This window comes from Mycobacterium sp. NGS67 (assembly GCF_059812185.1).
The window spans coordinates 34,843-50,820 of sequence record NZ_JCALCF010000020.1 but is presented as its reverse complement, the minus strand read 5'-3'; the positions used below and the strand labels follow the sequence as shown (position 1 = coordinate 50,820).

At 68.0% G+C, this 15,978-nt stretch carries 15 protein-coding genes; 4 read left to right on the top strand and 11 right to left on the bottom strand.

Going from position 1 to position 15,978, the window contains the following annotated elements; genetic code table 11:
* Positions 1-100: 100 nt before the first annotated feature.
* Complete coding sequence (gene sthA / locus AC5Y4D_RS18575) at positions 101-1,507, top strand: Si-specific NAD(P)(+) transhydrogenase (RefSeq protein WP_499946300.1); 1,407 nt, start codon at positions 101-103, stop codon at positions 1,505-1,507.
* On the opposite strand, the gene AC5Y4D_RS18570 is transcribed toward sthA, so the two are convergent.
* Positions 1,508-2,212: a trypsin-like serine peptidase gene (locus tag AC5Y4D_RS18570; protein WP_500037916.1), complete on the bottom strand. Its 705-nt coding sequence runs from the start codon at positions 2,210-2,212 to the stop codon at positions 1,508-1,510. It abuts the gene before it with no gap.
* A gap of 197 nt (positions 2,213-2,409) precedes the next feature.
* Between AC5Y4D_RS18570 and AC5Y4D_RS18565 the strand changes: the two genes are divergently transcribed.
* Together AC5Y4D_RS18565 and AC5Y4D_RS18560 are read left to right on the top strand one after the other, a co-directional pair.
* Entirely contained in the window at positions 2,410-3,381 is a 972-nt protein-coding gene (locus AC5Y4D_RS18565; RefSeq protein WP_499946283.1) for a proteasome assembly chaperone family protein, read from the top strand.
* A gap of 41 nt (positions 3,382-3,422) precedes the next feature.
* On the top strand, positions 3,423-4,448 hold the full coding sequence (locus AC5Y4D_RS18560) for an alpha/beta fold hydrolase (RefSeq protein ID WP_500037853.1): 1,026 nt from the start codon (positions 3,423-3,425) through the stop codon (positions 4,446-4,448).
* A gap of 24 nt (positions 4,449-4,472) precedes the next feature.
* On the opposite strand, the gene AC5Y4D_RS18555 is transcribed toward AC5Y4D_RS18560, so the two are convergent.
* From AC5Y4D_RS18555 to AC5Y4D_RS18545, 3 genes are all read right to left on the bottom strand, one after another.
* The gene (locus AC5Y4D_RS18555; protein ID WP_499946285.1) at positions 4,473-4,958 is read right to left on the bottom strand and encodes a peroxynitrite isomerase; all 486 of its coding nucleotides are present in this window, start codon (positions 4,956-4,958) and stop codon (positions 4,473-4,475) included.
* A gap of 17 nt (positions 4,959-4,975) precedes the next feature.
* Positions 4,976-5,437, bottom strand: a complete 462-nt coding sequence (gene nrdR / locus AC5Y4D_RS18550; protein WP_499946286.1) for a transcriptional regulator NrdR — start codon at positions 5,435-5,437, stop codon at positions 4,976-4,978.
* A gap of 88 nt (positions 5,438-5,525) precedes the next feature.
* Positions 5,526-6,032 carry a LysM peptidoglycan-binding domain-containing protein gene (locus AC5Y4D_RS18545; RefSeq protein ID WP_499946287.1) on the bottom strand — a complete coding sequence of 169 codons (507 nt, stop codon included), beginning with the start codon at positions 6,030-6,032 and terminating at the stop codon, positions 5,526-5,528.
* 293 nt (positions 6,033-6,325) lie between these two features.
* On the opposite strand from AC5Y4D_RS18545, the gene lexA reads away from it, so the two are divergent.
* Positions 6,326-6,994 carry a transcriptional repressor LexA gene (gene lexA / locus AC5Y4D_RS18540; protein ID WP_499946288.1) on the top strand — a complete coding sequence of 223 codons (669 nt, stop codon included), beginning with the start codon at positions 6,326-6,328 and terminating at the stop codon, positions 6,992-6,994.
* A 9-nt stretch (positions 6,995-7,003) separates the two neighbouring features.
* Here the strand turns inward: lexA and AC5Y4D_RS18535 are convergent, their stop codons facing one another.
* The 7 genes from AC5Y4D_RS18535 to AC5Y4D_RS18505 all read right to left on the bottom strand — a co-directional run bounded on the left by AC5Y4D_RS18535 (position 7,004) and on the right by AC5Y4D_RS18505 (position 15,964).
* Positions 7,004-9,319, bottom strand: a complete 2,316-nt coding sequence (locus AC5Y4D_RS18535) for an LGFP repeat-containing protein (protein WP_499946289.1) — start codon at positions 9,317-9,319, stop codon at positions 7,004-7,006.
* A gap of 447 nt (positions 9,320-9,766) precedes the next feature.
* Entirely contained in the window at positions 9,767-10,927 is a 1,161-nt protein-coding gene (locus AC5Y4D_RS18530; RefSeq protein ID WP_499946290.1) for an acyl-CoA dehydrogenase family protein, read from the bottom strand.
* Between the two features lie 74 nt (positions 10,928-11,001).
* Entirely contained in the window at positions 11,002-12,432 is a 1,431-nt protein-coding gene (gene hflX / locus AC5Y4D_RS18525; protein WP_500037852.1) for a GTPase HflX, read from the bottom strand.
* A gap of 47 nt (positions 12,433-12,479) precedes the next feature.
* Entirely contained in the window at positions 12,480-13,349 is an 870-nt protein-coding gene (dapF, locus tag AC5Y4D_RS18520; RefSeq protein ID WP_500037851.1) for a diaminopimelate epimerase, read from the bottom strand.
* A 4-nt stretch (positions 13,350-13,353) separates the two neighbouring features.
* Positions 13,354-14,274 (bottom strand): tRNA (adenosine(37)-N6)-dimethylallyltransferase MiaA, encoded by a 921-nt coding sequence (miaA, locus tag AC5Y4D_RS18515; protein ID WP_500037850.1) that lies wholly within the window; start codon positions 14,272-14,274, stop codon positions 13,354-13,356.
* Entirely contained in the window at positions 14,271-14,960 is a 690-nt protein-coding gene (locus AC5Y4D_RS18510) for a class III extradiol ring-cleavage dioxygenase family protein (protein ID WP_500037849.1), read from the bottom strand. The genes miaA and AC5Y4D_RS18510 overlap by 4 nt, the downstream gene beginning before the upstream one ends.
* Before the next feature lie 38 nt (positions 14,961-14,998).
* Entirely contained in the window at positions 14,999-15,964 is a 966-nt protein-coding gene (locus tag AC5Y4D_RS18505) for a DMT family transporter (RefSeq protein ID WP_499942338.1), read from the bottom strand.
* Positions 15,965-15,978 lie beyond the last annotated feature (14 nt).

Sequence of the window (15,978 nt, the reverse complement as noted above, 5' to 3'; positions counted from 1 at the left end):
GACGACCGGCACCGTCAGTTCGTGCTCGCGCAGCGTGATTCAGCCGCGTGCTTGTGGAGAAAGTCTCGACTGTGGGCTTTATCGTCTACTCATGACTTCGATGCGCGAGTACGACCTGGTCGTCATCGGCTCCGGTCCCGGCGGTCAGAAGGCCGCCATCGCCGCGGCCAAGCTGGGCAAGTCGGTGGCGATCGTCGAGCGCGGGCGCATGGTCGGCGGGGTTTGCGTGAACACCGGCACGATCCCGTCGAAAACACTGCGCGAGGCCGTCGTCTATCTCACCGGGATGAGCCAGCGCGAGCTGTACGGCGCCAGCTACCGGGTCAAGGACAAGATCACCCCGGCCGACCTGTTGGCGCGGACCCAGCACGTGATCGGCAAACAGGTCGACGTGGTGCGTTCGCAGCTGATGCGCAACCGGATCGACCTGGTCCTGGGCCACGGCCGCTTCGTGGACCCGCACACCGTCCTGGTGGAGGAGGACGCCCAGGGCGAGCGGGTGACGGTCAGCGGGGATTACATCGTCATCGCCACCGGCACCAAGCCGGTGCGTCCATCCGGTGTCGAGTTCGACGAGCGACGGGTACTGGATTCCGACGGCATCCTCGATCTGCGGACGCTGCCGGCGTCCATGGTCGTCGTCGGCGCCGGCGTGATCGGCATCGAGTACGCCTCGATGTTCGCCGCCCTCGGCACCAAAGTCACCGTGGTGGAGAAGCGCGACACGATGCTGGACTTCTGCGACCCCGAGATCGTCGAAGCGCTGAAGTTCCATCTGCGCGACCTGGCGGTGACGTTCCGGTTCGGCGAGGAAGTGACCGCCGTCGACGTCGGCGCTTCGGGCACCGTCACCACGCTGGGCAGCGGCAAGCAGATCCCCGCCGAGACGGTGATGTACTCCGCCGGCCGGGAGGGCCAGACCGCGGACCTGGGCCTGGAGAACTCCGGACTCGAAACCGACAATCGCGGAAGGATTTTCGTCGACGACCAGTTCCAGACCAAAGTCGAACACATCTACGCGGTCGGAGACGTGATCGGCTTTCCGGCGCTGGCGGCGACCTCGATGGATCAGGGCCGGCTGGCCGCCTACCACGCGTTCGGTGAACCGACCGATGGCATCACCGCGCTGCAGCCCATCGGGATCTACTCGATACCGGAGATCTCCTATGTCGGCGCGACCGAGGTGGAACTGACCAAGAACTCGATCCCCTACGAGGTGGGTGTGTGCCGGTACCGCGAGCTGGCCCGCGGTCAGATAGCGGGCGACTCCTACGGCATGCTCAAGCTGCTGGTGTCCACCCGCGACCGCACACTGCTCGGCGCGCACATCTTCGGCACCAGCGCCACCGAGATGGTGCACATCGGACAGGCCGTGATGGGTTGCGGCGGAACCGTCGACTACCTGGTCGACGCCGTGTTCAACTACCCCACGTTCTCGGAGGCCTACAAGGTCGCCGCGCTGGACGTGACCAACAAGATGCGGGCCCTCAGCCAGTTCCTGCGCTGATCAGCACCCGTCGTCGTAATCGGTCGGCGCCGTGTCACCGGCCCCGCCGGTTTCGGCACGGGCCAGCAACTGCGCGGTGCGTTCGTCGAACGGCGACGAGTACGACAGGTCTGCGGTGCAGCCCCCGCCTTCGAAACCGCCGACCACGCCGACGACCGTAGAGCCGTGGACCCAGGGCGCGCCGCTGGTTCCGCCGACCAGCCCCGCGCACGGCAGCGACGGGAAACCGCTCCCGGTGCGGCCCGAAGTGCCCTGGCAACCGACGGGCTCACCACCGGTCCCGGCGGGATAGCCGGTGACGCTTACCCGGGTGCCCGGGGCGGGGTCACTGCCCAAAGTCAGCGCGGCACCGGTCCGGCCTTCCAGCGTGCCGCGGGTGCCGCTTACCCGGGCGAAGGCGTAATCCGCGCGCGGGTCCCGACTGTCGAGCCAGCGCTCGTCGAAGTACACCGCCTCGACCGTCCAGGTGTCGGCGCGCCCGGCCGAACCGCGGAAACCCGGAACGAACGTCGTCTTCGCAGGCCCGAGCAGGCAGTGCGCGGCTGTCAACACAAGGTCACCGCCTTTGGCATGCACCACCGCACCGGTGCAGGTGTGCACGTTGCCGTCGCCCCGGAAAACGGCGCCGACGCGCGGGTCCGGTGTCACGGCTTCGTGGGCAGCGCACGACGCCGAGACCACCGCCAGGCCGACCACGACCGTCATTGCGCGCATGGCGTCCCATCATGCCCGATCGGATTTCTCAGCAAGCGAATAGAAAACCGTCCCAATGCGTTGATGGATGTGCCAGCAAATTGTGGCAGTCACGTCCGCACTTTCTACGGTGGGTGCGGTGTCGATTAGGCGAGACTGGTTAGGGCACCCTAGAGAGACCCATGAGCCCCCCGAAAGGAGGCACACTCATGTCCGATCATCCCGGCGAAGCTCAGGAATACCACCGCGGACAGCCAGGCATGTACGAGCTTGAGTTCCCCGCGCCGCAGTTGTCGGCATCCGATGGCCGCGGCCCGGTTCTGGTGCACGCCTTGGAGGGTTTCTCTGACGCCGGTCACGCGATCCGGCTGGCCGCCGCTCACCTGAAGGCGGCGCTGGACACCGAGCTGGTCGCGTCCTTCGCGATAGACGAACTCCTGGACTACCGGTCCCGGCGGCCGCTGATGACGTTCAAGACCGACCACTTCACCAAGTACGACGATCCCGAACTGAACCTGTATGCGTTGCGCGACAGCGTCGGAACGCCGTTCCTGCTGTTGGCCGGGTTGGAACCGGACCTGAAGTGGGAACGTTTCATCAACGCGGTACGCCTGCTGGCCGAGCGCCTCGGGGTGCGGCAGACGATCGGCCTGGGCACCGTCCCGATGGCCGTTCCGCACACCCGGCCCGTCACGATGACGGCGCACTCCAACAACGCCGAATTGATCGCCGACTTCACGCCGTGGATCTCCGAGATCCAGGTACCGGGCAGCGCGTCGAACCTGCTGGAGTACCGGATGGCGCAACACGGTCACGAGGTGGTCGGATTCACGGTCCACGTCCCGCACTACCTCACCCAGACCGATTACCCCGCCGCGGCGCAGGCCCTGCTGGAGCAGGTGGCCAAGACCGGATCGCTGGACCTGCCGGTGACGGCGCTGACCGAAGCGGCCGCGGAGATCCGGACCAAGATCGACGAACAGGTTCAGGCGAGCGCGGAAGTCGCTCAAGTGGTGAGCGCGCTTGAGCGCCAGTACGATGCGTTCATCGACGCTCAGGAAAACAGATCCCTGCTCGCCCGTGACGAGGATCTACCCAGCGGAGACGAGCTCGGTGCGGAGTTCGAGCGCTTCCTGGCCCAGCAGGCCGAGAAAAAGCATGACGATCACGACCCTGGTTAGCCCCGGACGCCTTTGCAAGGCTCGATGACAAGGTTGGCGACATGACCGTGCGGACGCGCAATCTTCGCCCGGTGCGGGAAGTGACATCCCCGTCGCTGCAGTACCGCACCATCCACGGCTATAAGCGGGCATTCCGCATCGCCGGGTCCGGTCCGGCGATCCTGCTGATCCACGGCATCGGCGACAACTCCACGACCTGGACCGGCGTCCACGCCAAGCTCGCCCAGCGGTTCACGGTCATCGCGCCGGATCTGTTGGGGCACGGCAAGTCTGACAAGCCGCGTGCCGACTACTCGGCGGCGGCGTACGCCAACGGCATGCGTGACCTGCTCAGCGTGCTGGACATCGAACGGGTCACCATCATCGGTCATTCCCTCGGTGGCGGGGTGGCGATGCAGTTCGCCTACCAGTTCCCCCACCTGGTCGAACGGCTGGTCCTGGTCGGCGCCGGCGGCGTCACCAAGGACGTCAACATCGCGCTGCGGTTCGCCTCGTTGCCGATGGGTGCCGAAGCGCTGGCGTTATTGCGGCTGCCCTTGGTGCTGCCCGCGGTCCAGTTGCTGGGCCGGGTGGCCGGTTTGGCCATCGGTTCGACGGCCATCGGCCGGGATCTGCCCAACATGCTGCGGATCCTGGACGACCTGCCGGAACCAACAGCCTCGTCGGCGTTCACCCGCACCCTGCGGGCGGTCGTGGACTGGCGCGGCCAGATCGTCACCATGCTGGACCGATGTTATTTGACCCAGGCCGTCCCCGTGTTGATCATCTGGGGCCGCAGAGATTCGGTCATCCCCGTGCGGCACGCCTACCTGGCGCACGCCGCCATGCCGGGCTCCCAACTCGAAATCTTCGAGGACGCAGCCCATTTCCCGTTTCACGACGACCCGGCCCGGTTCCTCGATCTCGTGCAGAGCTTCATCGACACCACCGCACCCCCCGACCACGACCAGGCCGCGCTGCGCGAACTACTCCGCAGCGGTGGCGGCGAAGCGACGGTCTCCGGGCCCGCCGACACCCGGCTGGCCGTGCTAAACGCCATAGGGGCCGACGAACGCAGCGCCACCTGAATCACGGCCGTCGACGTTGAGGTCTCAGGACTGTCGGCGCAACGTCGCGGACAGGTGGTGCTGGAGGCGTTGGCCGACAGCGGCCATGCGCAGCGAGTAGGACAGCTCGTTGCCGTCGACCCGGACCGACCGGGCCAGTGCCGACACTTCTTTGGCAGTCGGGGTCATTCCGACATCGGTTGTGGCCAAGTCGATTTCGACGACGCCGTCGCGCACCGAGTAGCTGCCGCCTTCGATCTCGGTGATGCCGCTGGGATGGGCAACCACCAGTTCCAGGTGGCCCTGTCGCGGCACTCGAAGATAGCCCGTCTCGGCGTGCAGCGGTTTGCCGTCGGCGACGGCTTTCGTTTTCTGTCCATAGCTCAGGAAAGGCTTGCCCACGTGGGAGAAGACGACCTCTTCGAAGTATTCGAACGACTCGATGGTCGGGTACTCCCCCGCCCCACGCCCCGCCCAGGTACCCAGCAGCGGCGCCAGCGCAGCGACGTCGGGATGAAGTTGGGCGGCCATCGGTCGGAAGACGCCGTTCAGCCCGGGGCCGATACGTTGCGGTGCGCGCGCAGCGCCTCGATCTCGCGTTCGAAATCGTCGGCTGAGGAAAAGGACCGGTACACCGAGGCGAAGCGCAGGTAGGCGACTTCGTCGAGTTCGCGCAACGGACCCAGGATGGCCAGCCCGACCTCATGGCTGGGGACCTCCGGCCCGGCGGCCCGCACCGCGTCTTCCACCTGTTGGGCGAGCAGGTTCAGCGCGTCGTCGTCGACCTGGCGCCCCTGGCAGGCGCGGCGCACACCACTGATCACTTTCTCCCGGCTGAACGGCTCGGTGACGCCGCTGCGCTTGACCACTGCGAGCACCGCGGTCTCGACGGTGGTGAAGCGGCGTCCGCATTCCGGACACGACCGGCGACGGCGAATTGCCTGGCCTTCATCGGTTTCCCGGGAGTCAATGACCCGGGAATCGGGATGCCGGCAGAAAGGGCAGTGCAATGGCCGCTCCTTTGCCACGCCGTGACGTCCGGATAACAGAACACCCCGAGAGTACCCGCGCGACCTGCCGAGCCCGGGTTGCGGCCGGTCAGCCGACCGGTGCGATCAGGGTCTGGCCTGCGGTCACCGCGCTGGAGTCCAGCGCGTTGAGGTCACGGATGCGTTCGACGACGTCGCGCACGGGTGCGCCCGGCGCCACGCGGACCGCGAGATCCTGCAGAGACTCGCCCGGCTCGACCCGCACCACCGCCAGCGCGGCGGGCACCTGCGGCGCCGCCTCGACCGATTCGCCGTGGACCATGCTGCCGAAGTTGGCCATCAGCCCTAACCAGAGGGTGATGACACCGGCGGCCAGGGCCAGCCCGATCGTGGTTGCCACACTGACCGGCCGTCTGCGGTGGACAACGGTCGACCTCGCGACACCGGTGCCGTAGTAGCGCATCGGCGCGCCCGCCGGGCGCGACGGGCCCGGCCTGTTCGACCGTGGCTGACCGGACCGATAGGAGGGAAACTCGCGAATCGGCCTGTTCAGAGGCCTGTTCAACGGGCTCTGCGCGTTGCTGGCGCGATGCGGACCCGCGTAGATGAGTGTCATGCCGTTTCCCTCCGGTCGACTACTTATCGCTCGTGTGTTCGACACTAGTCGCTCATGTGTTCGACAACCGAACATTTGAGCGAGCGTGTCGCACGAGCAAAACCGTAGACCTCACCACCGACAAGTTTTTTGTCGGTGCAACCAGCTGGTGACTTTCAGATACCCGGTACGCGCCGAAGTTACACACTTGTGATTCATTTTGTTTCCGCAGATCGGCGGCCCTCAACGGCGCGACGACACGCCGGTCGAACACATGTTTGATTCTTGGACGGAGTGGGGTTACATTCAGTGCCATGAGCGACAGCAACGACACCCCGGCCGATGCGACGCTGACTGACCGACAGCGAACAATCCTGGACGTCATCCGCGCGTCGGTGACCACCCGCGGATATCCGCCGAGCATCCGGGAGATCGGTGATGCCGTCGGTCTGACGTCGACGTCCTCGGTGGCACACCAACTGCGCACCCTGGAGCGCAAGGGCTACTTGCGGCGGGACCCGAACCGCCCGCGTGCTGTCGACGTGCGCAGCGCCGACGACACGGTGACGCCTCCGCTCACCGATGTAGCGGGTTCGGATGCGTTGCCGGAGCCGACTTTCGTCCCAGTGCTGGGACGCATCGCCGCCGGCGGGCCGATCCTGGCCGAGGAGGCCGTCGAGGACGTCTTCCCCCTACCCCGCGAGCTGGTCGGCGAAGGGACGCTGTTCCTGCTCAAGGTCGTCGGTGAGTCCATGGTCGAAGCCGCCATCTGCGATGGGGACTGGGTGGTGGTGCGCCAGCAGAACGTCGCCGACAACGGCGACATCGTCGCGGCGATGATCGACGGCGAGGCCACCGTCAAGACATTCAAGCGGGCCGGCGGTCAGGTGTGGCTGATGCCGCACAACCCGGCATTCGACCCGATTCCCGGCAACGACGCGATCGTGCTGGGCAAGGTGGTCACCGTCATCCGCAAGGTGTAGCCGCCGGCGTCAGTCGGCCCGGACGAAACCGTTGGCGCGCGCGGCGTCCTCGTTGGCGAACCAGATCTCGGCCAGTGTGTCGTGATAGAGCGCGCTGTTGGGCGTGTAATACAGACCGAACCGGGCGCTGGCCTTGATCGGATAGCCGTCCGGGGCCCGGTAGGGGTCGTCGTCGAGCGGCAGGTGGATCGTCGGACGCACCGCGGCGCTGCCGGCCGGTGCCGCCGCCGGCGCCTCGGCCTGCGGAGCCGCTCCGAACGGCGTGCCGGCTTCGGCGGCGTAGCCGGCCGGGTCCGCGGCCGCATGCCGTCCCGTTCTCGCCTCGGGCACCGGATCGGTGTCCGGTGGCGACGCCAGGTCGGGTGACTCGCCTTCCGCGTCGTCCCTGAGTTCGTCTTGCGGGTAGCGGGCCCCCGCATATTCGTCGAGGTATGGCTCGTCCGGCTCGATTTCCGGGATCTCCGGAACTTCCGGGATTTCCGGCTCTTCCCGGGAGTGCGGCACTTCGGGGACGTCCGCGTCCGGCACGTACGTCGGTGGCGCCGAGAGTTCGGGCACGTAGTCCTCCGGCCCTACCCGTTCCGGAACCCGCGGCTCCTCCTCGAAAGGTTCCCCGTAGCCCTCGTGCGACACCACCGGGATGGGCGTGGTGCCCACCGCGTCGGGGTCCTCGTCGTACTCCTCATACGAGGACGAGTCGTAGCTCTCGTCGGCATCGTGGGTGAATTCGTCGTCGTCGGCGTCCTGCTCGACCGGGAGGACCGCCGTCGCCCCACCCCGGGACCAGCTGACCCGGGCTCCCGAGCCGGCGTCGGGATGGTCCTCGACGTGCTGGTCGTGCTCGTCGGCCGGGGGGAACCGCTCAGAACCGTAATCGATGTCCTCGCGCGGCCAGCGCCCTTCCGCGCCGGGGTCATAGTCCACACCGGCGTTGCGGTCCGGGTCCGGGTCGAAGACGGGTGCATCGGGACCCGCGGCGCGGCGCCTGCGCAGACCCAACACCACCAACACGCACATCAGGACCAGCAACAGCACCGGCACGGCCGCGATCAGCCACCACCAGTGGAAGGTGAACTTCTTGCCCGCCGGGGGTGAGGCCGAATTGCTGGGCTGATTCTGTCCCGAAACCTGGAGTCCGGACAGCAGCGGCGCCAGATTCGCCGGATCGGTGCTGAAGGTGTTCTTGGCGCGGTTCCAGGAGATCTTGCCGCCGGTGAACTTCTGCGACACCACGTCACCGTCCACCGTCTGGTCAGCCACCGGCGCACCGAGTTTGCCGGTGGCGCCCTTGAGCTTGTCCCACGCGGCCTTCATGGCCCCGCGCACGACGAAGGCGCCGTGGTCGGGGGTCCAGAAGATCACCGGCTTGTCCGCCGCGGAGAACGTCGCGACGCGGCTGGCTGGAGTGATCCCGCCGTCTGCCTCGTTGGCGACGGGGAAGCCCAGATCGCTGCTGACCGGCCCGCCCAGCGCCTCATACTTCTGCAGGATCGGTCCCTCGACGGCGTTGGCGCCGGTCGCCGGGCTGAAGAAGATCTTGCCGCCGTTGAAGTCCTGAGCGACGCCGTCGCCGCCGATCGGGTACTGGTTGCCCTTCTTGGCGCCCAGCGGCCCGTTGGCGCCGCCGGCGGCACGCCAGGACATGTTGATGGCGGCGGTGGGGTCGATCGCCACCTGCAGCCCCTTGAGCTGCTCGGCCAGGCCCGGCGGATTGGTGCTGAACTCCTTGGTCTTGCGGTTCCAGGACACCTCACCACCGGTGAACTTCTGCGAAGTCACCTCGGCGTCATAGGTCTCGTCGCCGATCGGGGCGCCCAGCACCCCGCCCGAGCTGCCCAGCTTGTCCCAGGCGGCGTTGAGCGCGCCACGCACCACGAACGCGCCGTGGTCGGGCGTCCAGAAGATCACCGGGTTGTCGCTGGCTGCGAACGTGCTGACGCGGCTGTCCGGTCCGGCGAGGCCCGGAACTTCGTTGATGGACGGAAATCCCAGGTCGCTGCCCGCCGGTCCGCCCAAAGATTCGTACTTGTCCAGAATGGGGCCGAACATGAACTTGGCGCCGGTAGCCGGCGTGAAGTACATCTTGCCGCCGTCGAAGTCCAGCGCGAATCCGTCGCCCACGGGATAGACGTCGCCCTTCCGGGCGCCCAGCGTGGACGTGTCGCCGCCGGCCTTCTCCCACGCGGCCATCATGGCCGCCTCGGCGTCGCCGATCGGAGACGCCGACGCTGTCGGCGCCAGCAGCGTGACGGCCAACGCGCCAGCCGCCAAGCCCAGCAGCGCCCGCCCGACCAGCTTGCTCAAATGACCTCTCCGCCCGTTCACCAAGCCTCCCAGCTGATGCCCTGCCCACCCGGCGAGCCGGCGGATCCACCGCCGTGGGCCGTTCCCCAGCTACGAATCGCATCGCGGCCGGGCTCGCATAACTTTGCTCTAGCGAACGAGAAATGCGAAGTCAAATTGTAGATATTACGGAAACGGATATCGACCCGATGTCGAAATGATGCGGTGCTGCGTCCGTGTCGCGAGAAATCCCGGAGCCGGCTGAGGGTCCTGCGGATCGTCGCCGACGGTCCGGCAAATTCTCTACCGTAGCGGGACAAAGCCCAGCTCACGACGGCCCTGCACACCGGGCAACGGAATGCACCTCGTCCCCGTCAACGCACGCGCTACGCACGCACCGACGTTACGTCAGGACTCGATCCCGTCAACGTTGTGCATCGGGTCCGTACGCGATGTGTCCGGCGGACGAACAACGCGAGGCGGCCTCGGTCAGACGCCCAGGCTGCGGCCGATGATCTCCTTCATGATCTCGGTCGTCCCGCCGTAGATGGTCTGCACCCGAGCGTCCAGATAGGCACGCGCGACGTTGTATTCGCGCATGTAGCCGTATCCGCCGTGCAGCTGCAGGCAGCGGTCGATCAGGTGGACCTGCTTCTCGGTGGAGTACCACTTGGCCATCGCGGCCTGCTCGGCGGTCAACTTGCCTTCCAGGTGCAGCGCCAGGAACTGGTCGACCATGATGCGCACCACGGTGGCCTCGGTGGCCAGCTCGGCCAGCAGGAAGCGGCTGTTCTGGAAGCTGCCGATCGGTTTGCGGAATGCCTTGCGCTCCTTGGTGTACTGCAAGGTCTCTTCCAGCACGGTCTCCATCGCCGTGGCGGCCATGACGGCGATGTTGATCCGCTCCTGCGGCAGGTTCTGCATCAGGTAGATGAACCCCATGCCTTCTTCGCCGAGCAGGTTCTCCGCCGGCACCTTGACGTCGGTGAACGACAGCTCGGCGGTGTCCTGGGCGTCCAGGCCGATCTTGTCCAGGTGGCGGCCCCGCTCGAAGCCCTCCATGCCCCGTTCGACGACCAGCAAGCTGAACCCCTGAGCACCCTTGTCGGGGTCGGTCTGGGCCACCACGATCACCAGGTCGGAGTTGATCCCGTTGGTGATGAACGTCTTCGCGCCGTTCAGTACGTAGTGATCGCCTTCTTTGACCGCTCGGGTCTTGATGCCCTGCAGGTCGCTGCCCGTTCCCGGCTCGGTCATCGCGATCGCGGTGATCAGTTCGCCGCTGCAGAACTTGGGCAACCAGCGCTGCTTCTGCTCGTCGGTGGCCAGGTGCAACAGGTAGGGCGCGATGATGTCGTTGTGCAGGCCGAACCCGATGCCGCTGTAGCGGCCGCGGGTGGTTTCCTCGGTGACGATCGTGTTGTACCGGAAGTCGGGATTGCCCCCGCCGCCGTACTCCTCGGGCACCGCCATGCCGAGGAACCCTTGTTTGCCGGCCTCCAGCCACACCCCGCGGTCGACGATCTTGGCCTTCTCCCACTCCTCGTGGTAGGGCGCGACGTGACGATCCAGGAAGGTCCGGTAGGACTCCCGGAACAGATCGTGCTCGGGTTCGAACAGTGTGCGCTGGTATTTGACGGCACTACCCATGGATTACCTCCGGCGATGAAGTCTCTCCGCCCCAAGATATACCAACCGGGTGGTTGGTCGGCACGGGGACGCCGCTAGGCGCGCGGCGCGAACTCCTGCAGCGCGGCGGCCAGTGCGAACGGGACTCTGGCTTGGATCCGGGTGCCGTCCGCCTGGTGCTCGGCCTGCTGCACCCGTCCGTCGGAGTGCAGCCGGGCCACCAGATCACCGCGGTCGTAGGGGATCACCACGTCGATCGCGGTGTCGGTCGGCGCCGCGAGTTCGGCCATCCGCCGGCGCAGCGCGTCGATCCCCTCCCCGGTGCGAGCGGAGACGAAAACCGCGCCGGGCAGTTCGTGACGCAGCCTGGCCAGCATCAAATCGTCCGCCGCGTCGATCTTGTTCACCACCAGCAGTTCCGGCGCGGCATCGCCGTGATGATCCGCGATCACCTCCGAAACGACCTGCCGCACCGCGCTGATCTGCGCGAACGGGTTGACGTCGGAACCGTCGACCACGTGCACCAGCAGGTCGGCGTCCACCACCTCTTCCAACGTGGACCGGAACGCCTCCACCAGTTGGGTCGGCAGGTGCCGGACGAAGCCGACGGTGTCGGTGAGCACGAACGCCCGGCCGTCGTCCCATTCGGCGCGCCGGGTGGTGGGTTCCAGGGTGGCGAACAGCGCGTCCTGCACCAGGACGCCGGCTCCGGTCAGCGCGTTGAGCACGCTGGATTTCCCGGCGTTGGTGTAGCCGACGATGGCGATCGAGGGCATGTCGGCCTGCAATCGGCGACTGCGCTGGGTGTCGCGGACCTGCTTCATCGCCTTGATGTCGCGACGCAGCTTGGCCATCCGCTCGCGGATGCGGCGCCGGTCGGTCTCGATCTTGGTCTCACCCGGACCGCGCAGGCCCACCCCGCCGCCGCTGCCGCCGGCGCGGCCACCGGCCTGGCGCGACATCGACTCACCCCAACCGCGCAGCCGCGGCAGCATGTACTCCATCTGCGCGAGCGCCACCTGCGCCTTGCCTTCCCGGCTGGTGGCGTGCTGGGCGAAGATGTCCAGAATCAGCGCGGTGCGGTCGATGACCTTGACCTTGACCGCCTTCTCCAACGCGGTCAACTGCGCCGGGGACAGCTCGCCGTCGCAGATCACCGTGTCGGCGCCGGTGGCCACCACCACTTCGCGCAGCTCCTGGGCCTTGCCCGAGCCGATGTAGGTGGACGGGTCGGGCCGGTCGCGGCGCTGAATGAGTCCTTCGAGCACCTCGGAGCCGGCGGTCTCGGCCAGGGCGGCCAGCTCGGCCATGCTGGCCTGGTTGTCCGACGCGCTGCCCTCGGTCCACACCCCGACCAGCACCACCCGTTCCAGCCGCAGCTGTCGGTACTCGACCTCGGAGACGTCGGTGAGTTCGGTCGACAGTCCGGCGACCCGGCGCAGCGCGGATCGATCCTCGAGGGCCAGCTCACCGAGGCTGGGCAAGGATTCCGGTAGGCCCGTCTCGGGCGAATCTGGATAATTCATAAGCAATTTCGATGGTGGCACGTCGCGACGGCCGACGCACCCGAATATCAGGCTTGCGACGCCCACCAGCCGTCGTCGAGTTCCCCGCGCGCCACCAGTACCGACGGCCCGCGCAGGAAGCTGGTCGCGTCTGTGACGGTGACGACGACGTCGCCGCCGGGCACCCGCACGGTGACTGTCCCGGTCTCGGCGTGCTCGGTGGCCAACGCCGCGACCGCGGCGGCCACCGTCCCGGTTCCACAGGAGCGGGTCTCCCCCACCCCGCGTTCGTGCACCCGCATGCAGACCACGCCCTGCGCGGGTGCGGTGAGGACCTCGACGTTGACGCCCTCGGGAAACTGCCCGCGGTCGAAGCTGACCGGCGCCGCGACGTCCAGCGCCGCCAGTTCCGCGGGGGTCAGCTGCGGGTCGACGCAGGCCAGGTGCGGGTTGCCCACGTCGACGGCCACGCCGGTGAATCGCCTGCCGCCCACCACCGCTTCGCCGGTGCCGAGCCGGTTGGCCTTGCCCATGTCGACGGTGATGTCGGCGTTGGACGCATCGACGCTGTGCATGGTGACCTGCCGCGGTCCGGCGAGTGACCCGACGACGAACTCGTCGCGCGACTCCAGCCCGCTGGCCCGCAGGTAGTGTGCGAAAACCCGCACACCGTTGCCGCACATCTGTGCGGTGGACCCGTCGGCGTTGCGGTAGTCCATGTACCAGTCGTCGGCGCCTACCCCGTCGGGTATCCGATCGAGCGCGCCGACAGTCAGCGCTGCGCCGGCTGTGGTGACCCGCAGGACTCCGTCGGCTCCCAAGCCCCGGCGGCGGTCGCACAACGCGACGACCCGTGCAGCGGACAGGTCGGTCTCGGCCCGGACGTCGGGCAGCAGCACGAAGTCGTTCTGGGTGCCGTGGCCCTTGGCGAAGTGCACCCGATCAGGGTACGTGCCGCCATGCCCGCACCGCCTCGTCCACGGCGTCGGAGGCGGTCCCGTCGATCCAGCGCACCCGATGATCGCGGCGGAACCAGGATCGCTGCCGTCGCACATAGCGGCGGGTACCGACGAAGGTCTGCTGCTGCGCGTCTTCCAGCGACGCCAGCGTTGCGCCGGCATCCAGCGCCGCGATCACCTGCGCGTACCCCAGCGCGCGGCATGCGGTGACGCCCTCGCGCAGGCCGCGGGTGAGCAACCCGCGCACCTCCTCGACCAGGCCGTCGGCGAACATCGTTTCGGTGCGTCGCGCCAGTCGCTCGTCGAGAACCGTTGTCTCGCAGTCTAATCCGACGATCATCGTGCCCCAGCGCGGGGCTCCGATGCGCGGTGCCGACGCGGCGAACGGTTGGCCGGTGAGTTCGATGACCTCCAGTGCGCGCACGGTGCGGCGGCCGTCGGTGGGCAGGATCGTCGCGGCCGCGGCGGGATCCCGGCGGGCCAGTTCGGCGTGCAACTCGCCGACACCGATTTCGGCGAGGCGGTGTTCCCACCGGGCCCGCACGGCGGGGTCGGTCGCCGGAAACGACCAGTCGTCCAGCAGCGACTGAAGGTAGAGCATCGACCCGCCGACCACGATCGGCACCGCTCCCCGACCCAGGATCGCTTCGATGTCGGCCGCGGCGGCCTGCTGATAGTTGGCCACGGTCGCGGTCTCGGCGACGTCCAGCACGTCGAGTTGGTGATGCGGGATGCCGCGGCGCTGCGCGGCGGGCAACTTGGCGGTCCCGATATCCATGCCGCGGTAGAGCTGCATCGCGTCGGCGTTCACTATCTCCGCCCGGCTGCCGAGCCTCTCGGCGACGTCAAGTGCCAGTTGCGACTTGCCGGTGCCGGTTGGACCGACGATTGCCAGCGGTCTCACGGCTGCCAGACACCGACGAAATAGCCGACACCGCAAGGGAATCCGCGGTACAGCTCCTTGACGGTACGGGGGCCGGGCTCGGCCACGCCGGCCAGCACCGCGAACGCCGTACGCCCCAGGACCCGGTCCGGCAGCCGGGTCAGGGCCTCGACGTCGCCGCGGGCCAGGGCGTCATCGAGGGTGTGCTGCGCCTCGGCACCGGTGGGGTCGTAGCCGCCGGGTGCGCGGGCGGTAAGGGTATTGGCGCCGTCGGCCACGATCAGCACGCCGACCGGTTCGGGGTCGCGGTCGATCTCGGCGCGCAGCCGGCGCCCGCAGGCCAGCGCGTCGGCGGCGTCCCGGCCGGCCTCGAACACCTGGACTCGCGCGCTGCCGCCGGGTCGGACCCGGCCGCGCAGCCAAGCCGCGATGAGGGCGCACAGCGGCAGGTTCATCGGGGACAGATCCCCGGCGTGCGGTGCCAGCGCGACCCGCACGTCGACCCCGAATCCCGCGAAAGTGCCCGCACTTTCGGGGCCGAACACCGCATCGGTTTCGCCGATGCCCACGGCGATCCAGCGCGCGGGCAGGACGGCGGCCGCCGCGGTCACCGCCGCGCTCAGATCGGCGATCTCGGCGTCGGCCGCGCCGGCGAGTTCGGGGACGAGCACCGGCGCGGACGGCACGATCGCGACGGCGCTGAGCACGCCACCAAACTAAACGTCCGGTGCGGAGTCGGGGCCGCCTACCCGGGCGTGGGCCCGAGGGCGGCGCCATCGGCCGCGATCGCGGTCGGGGTGGGTGACGGCGCGGGTTCCTCGTCCCGGGGGCTGTCGGCGCCGGCGTCGGCGACGATCTGAGCGGCCTCGCCGCGCGCCAGCGCCACGGTGGCGACGATCACCAGGGCGACGGCCGCGAGCAAGACGAAAGCCTCTGCGCCGTCGGCGTCGATCGTCTCGGAGAGCACCAGGATGCCCAGCGTCGCGGCCACCACGGGCTTGGCGACGGTCATCGTCGGCAACGATGCGGTCAGCGCGCCGGCGCGGAAAGCGGACTGCTGGAAGATCATCCCGCACAGCATCGTCACCAACCACGGAATGAACTCCGGCGACGTCAGCGCGGCCCCGAGGCCGTCGTCGTGCAGCACGTGGACGACACCCTTGGTGAGCACCGCGAACAGCGCCAGCGACGAACCCGCGACGAATGCCAACAGCACCGCCGCCTGCGGCCGTCCGTGCCACACCTTCGCCGCAATCAGACACGACACCAGGATCGGTCCCATCACCGCGGCGACTATCAGCCAGGTCAGCAGGGGCGCGCGTTCATTGCCGTGCGCCGGGTCGCCGACTTTGATGACCACCGCCAGGGCCGCGGCCAGCGTGACGGCCCACACCCATTCCGACCGGGTGATCTTGTGGTGGGTGAGACGTGAGTAGATCGGCAACGCGAACAGCAGGGCGGTCACCTGAAGCGTGGTCACCAGCATCACCGATGCCCAGATCAACGCCACCGCCTGCAGGCTGTAGTTCAGGATCGCGCACAGACCGCCGGTCCACCAGCGAAGGTCGCGCAACGACATGCCGAAGAGCTTGAGATGGCCGACCTCCTCGTCGGTGATCTCGTGGGCGGAGCGCTGCCGGATCACGTCACCGGTTGCCGATGCGAACGCCGCGACAAGGGCGATGCCCCCGGCGATACCAACCATTGACATCGCGATCCTCAATT

Coding starts and splice junctions, on each gene's coding strand:
- sthA (WP_499946300.1), top strand. CDS start 101: ATGCGCGAGTACGACCTGGTCGTCATCGGCTCCGGTCCCGGCGGTCAG.
- AC5Y4D_RS18505 (WP_499942338.1), bottom strand. CDS start 15,964: ATGTCAATGGTTGGTATCGCCGGGGGCATCGCCCTTGTCGCGGCGTTC.
- AC5Y4D_RS18560 (WP_500037853.1), top strand. CDS start 3,423: ATGACCGTGCGGACGCGCAATCTTCGCCCGGTGCGGGAAGTGACATCC.
- AC5Y4D_RS18555 (WP_499946285.1), bottom strand. CDS start 4,958: ATGGCCGCCCAACTTCATCCCGACGTCGCTGCGCTGGCGCCGCTGCTG.
- AC5Y4D_RS18570 (WP_500037916.1), bottom strand. CDS start 2,212: ATGACGGTCGTGGTCGGCCTGGCGGTGGTCTCGGCGTCGTGCGCTGCC.
- hflX (WP_500037852.1), bottom strand. CDS start 12,432: ATGAATTATCCAGATTCGCCCGAGACGGGCCTACCGGAATCCTTGCCC.
- AC5Y4D_RS18565 (WP_499946283.1), top strand. CDS start 2,410: ATGTCCGATCATCCCGGCGAAGCTCAGGAATACCACCGCGGACAGCCA.
- AC5Y4D_RS18545 (WP_499946287.1), bottom strand. CDS start 6,032: ATGACACTCATCTACGCGGGTCCGCATCGCGCCAGCAACGCGCAGAGC.
- AC5Y4D_RS18530 (WP_499946290.1), bottom strand. CDS start 10,927: ATGGGTAGTGCCGTCAAATACCAGCGCACACTGTTCGAACCCGAGCAC.
- lexA (WP_499946288.1), top strand. CDS start 6,326: ATGAGCGACAGCAACGACACCCCGGCCGATGCGACGCTGACTGACCGA.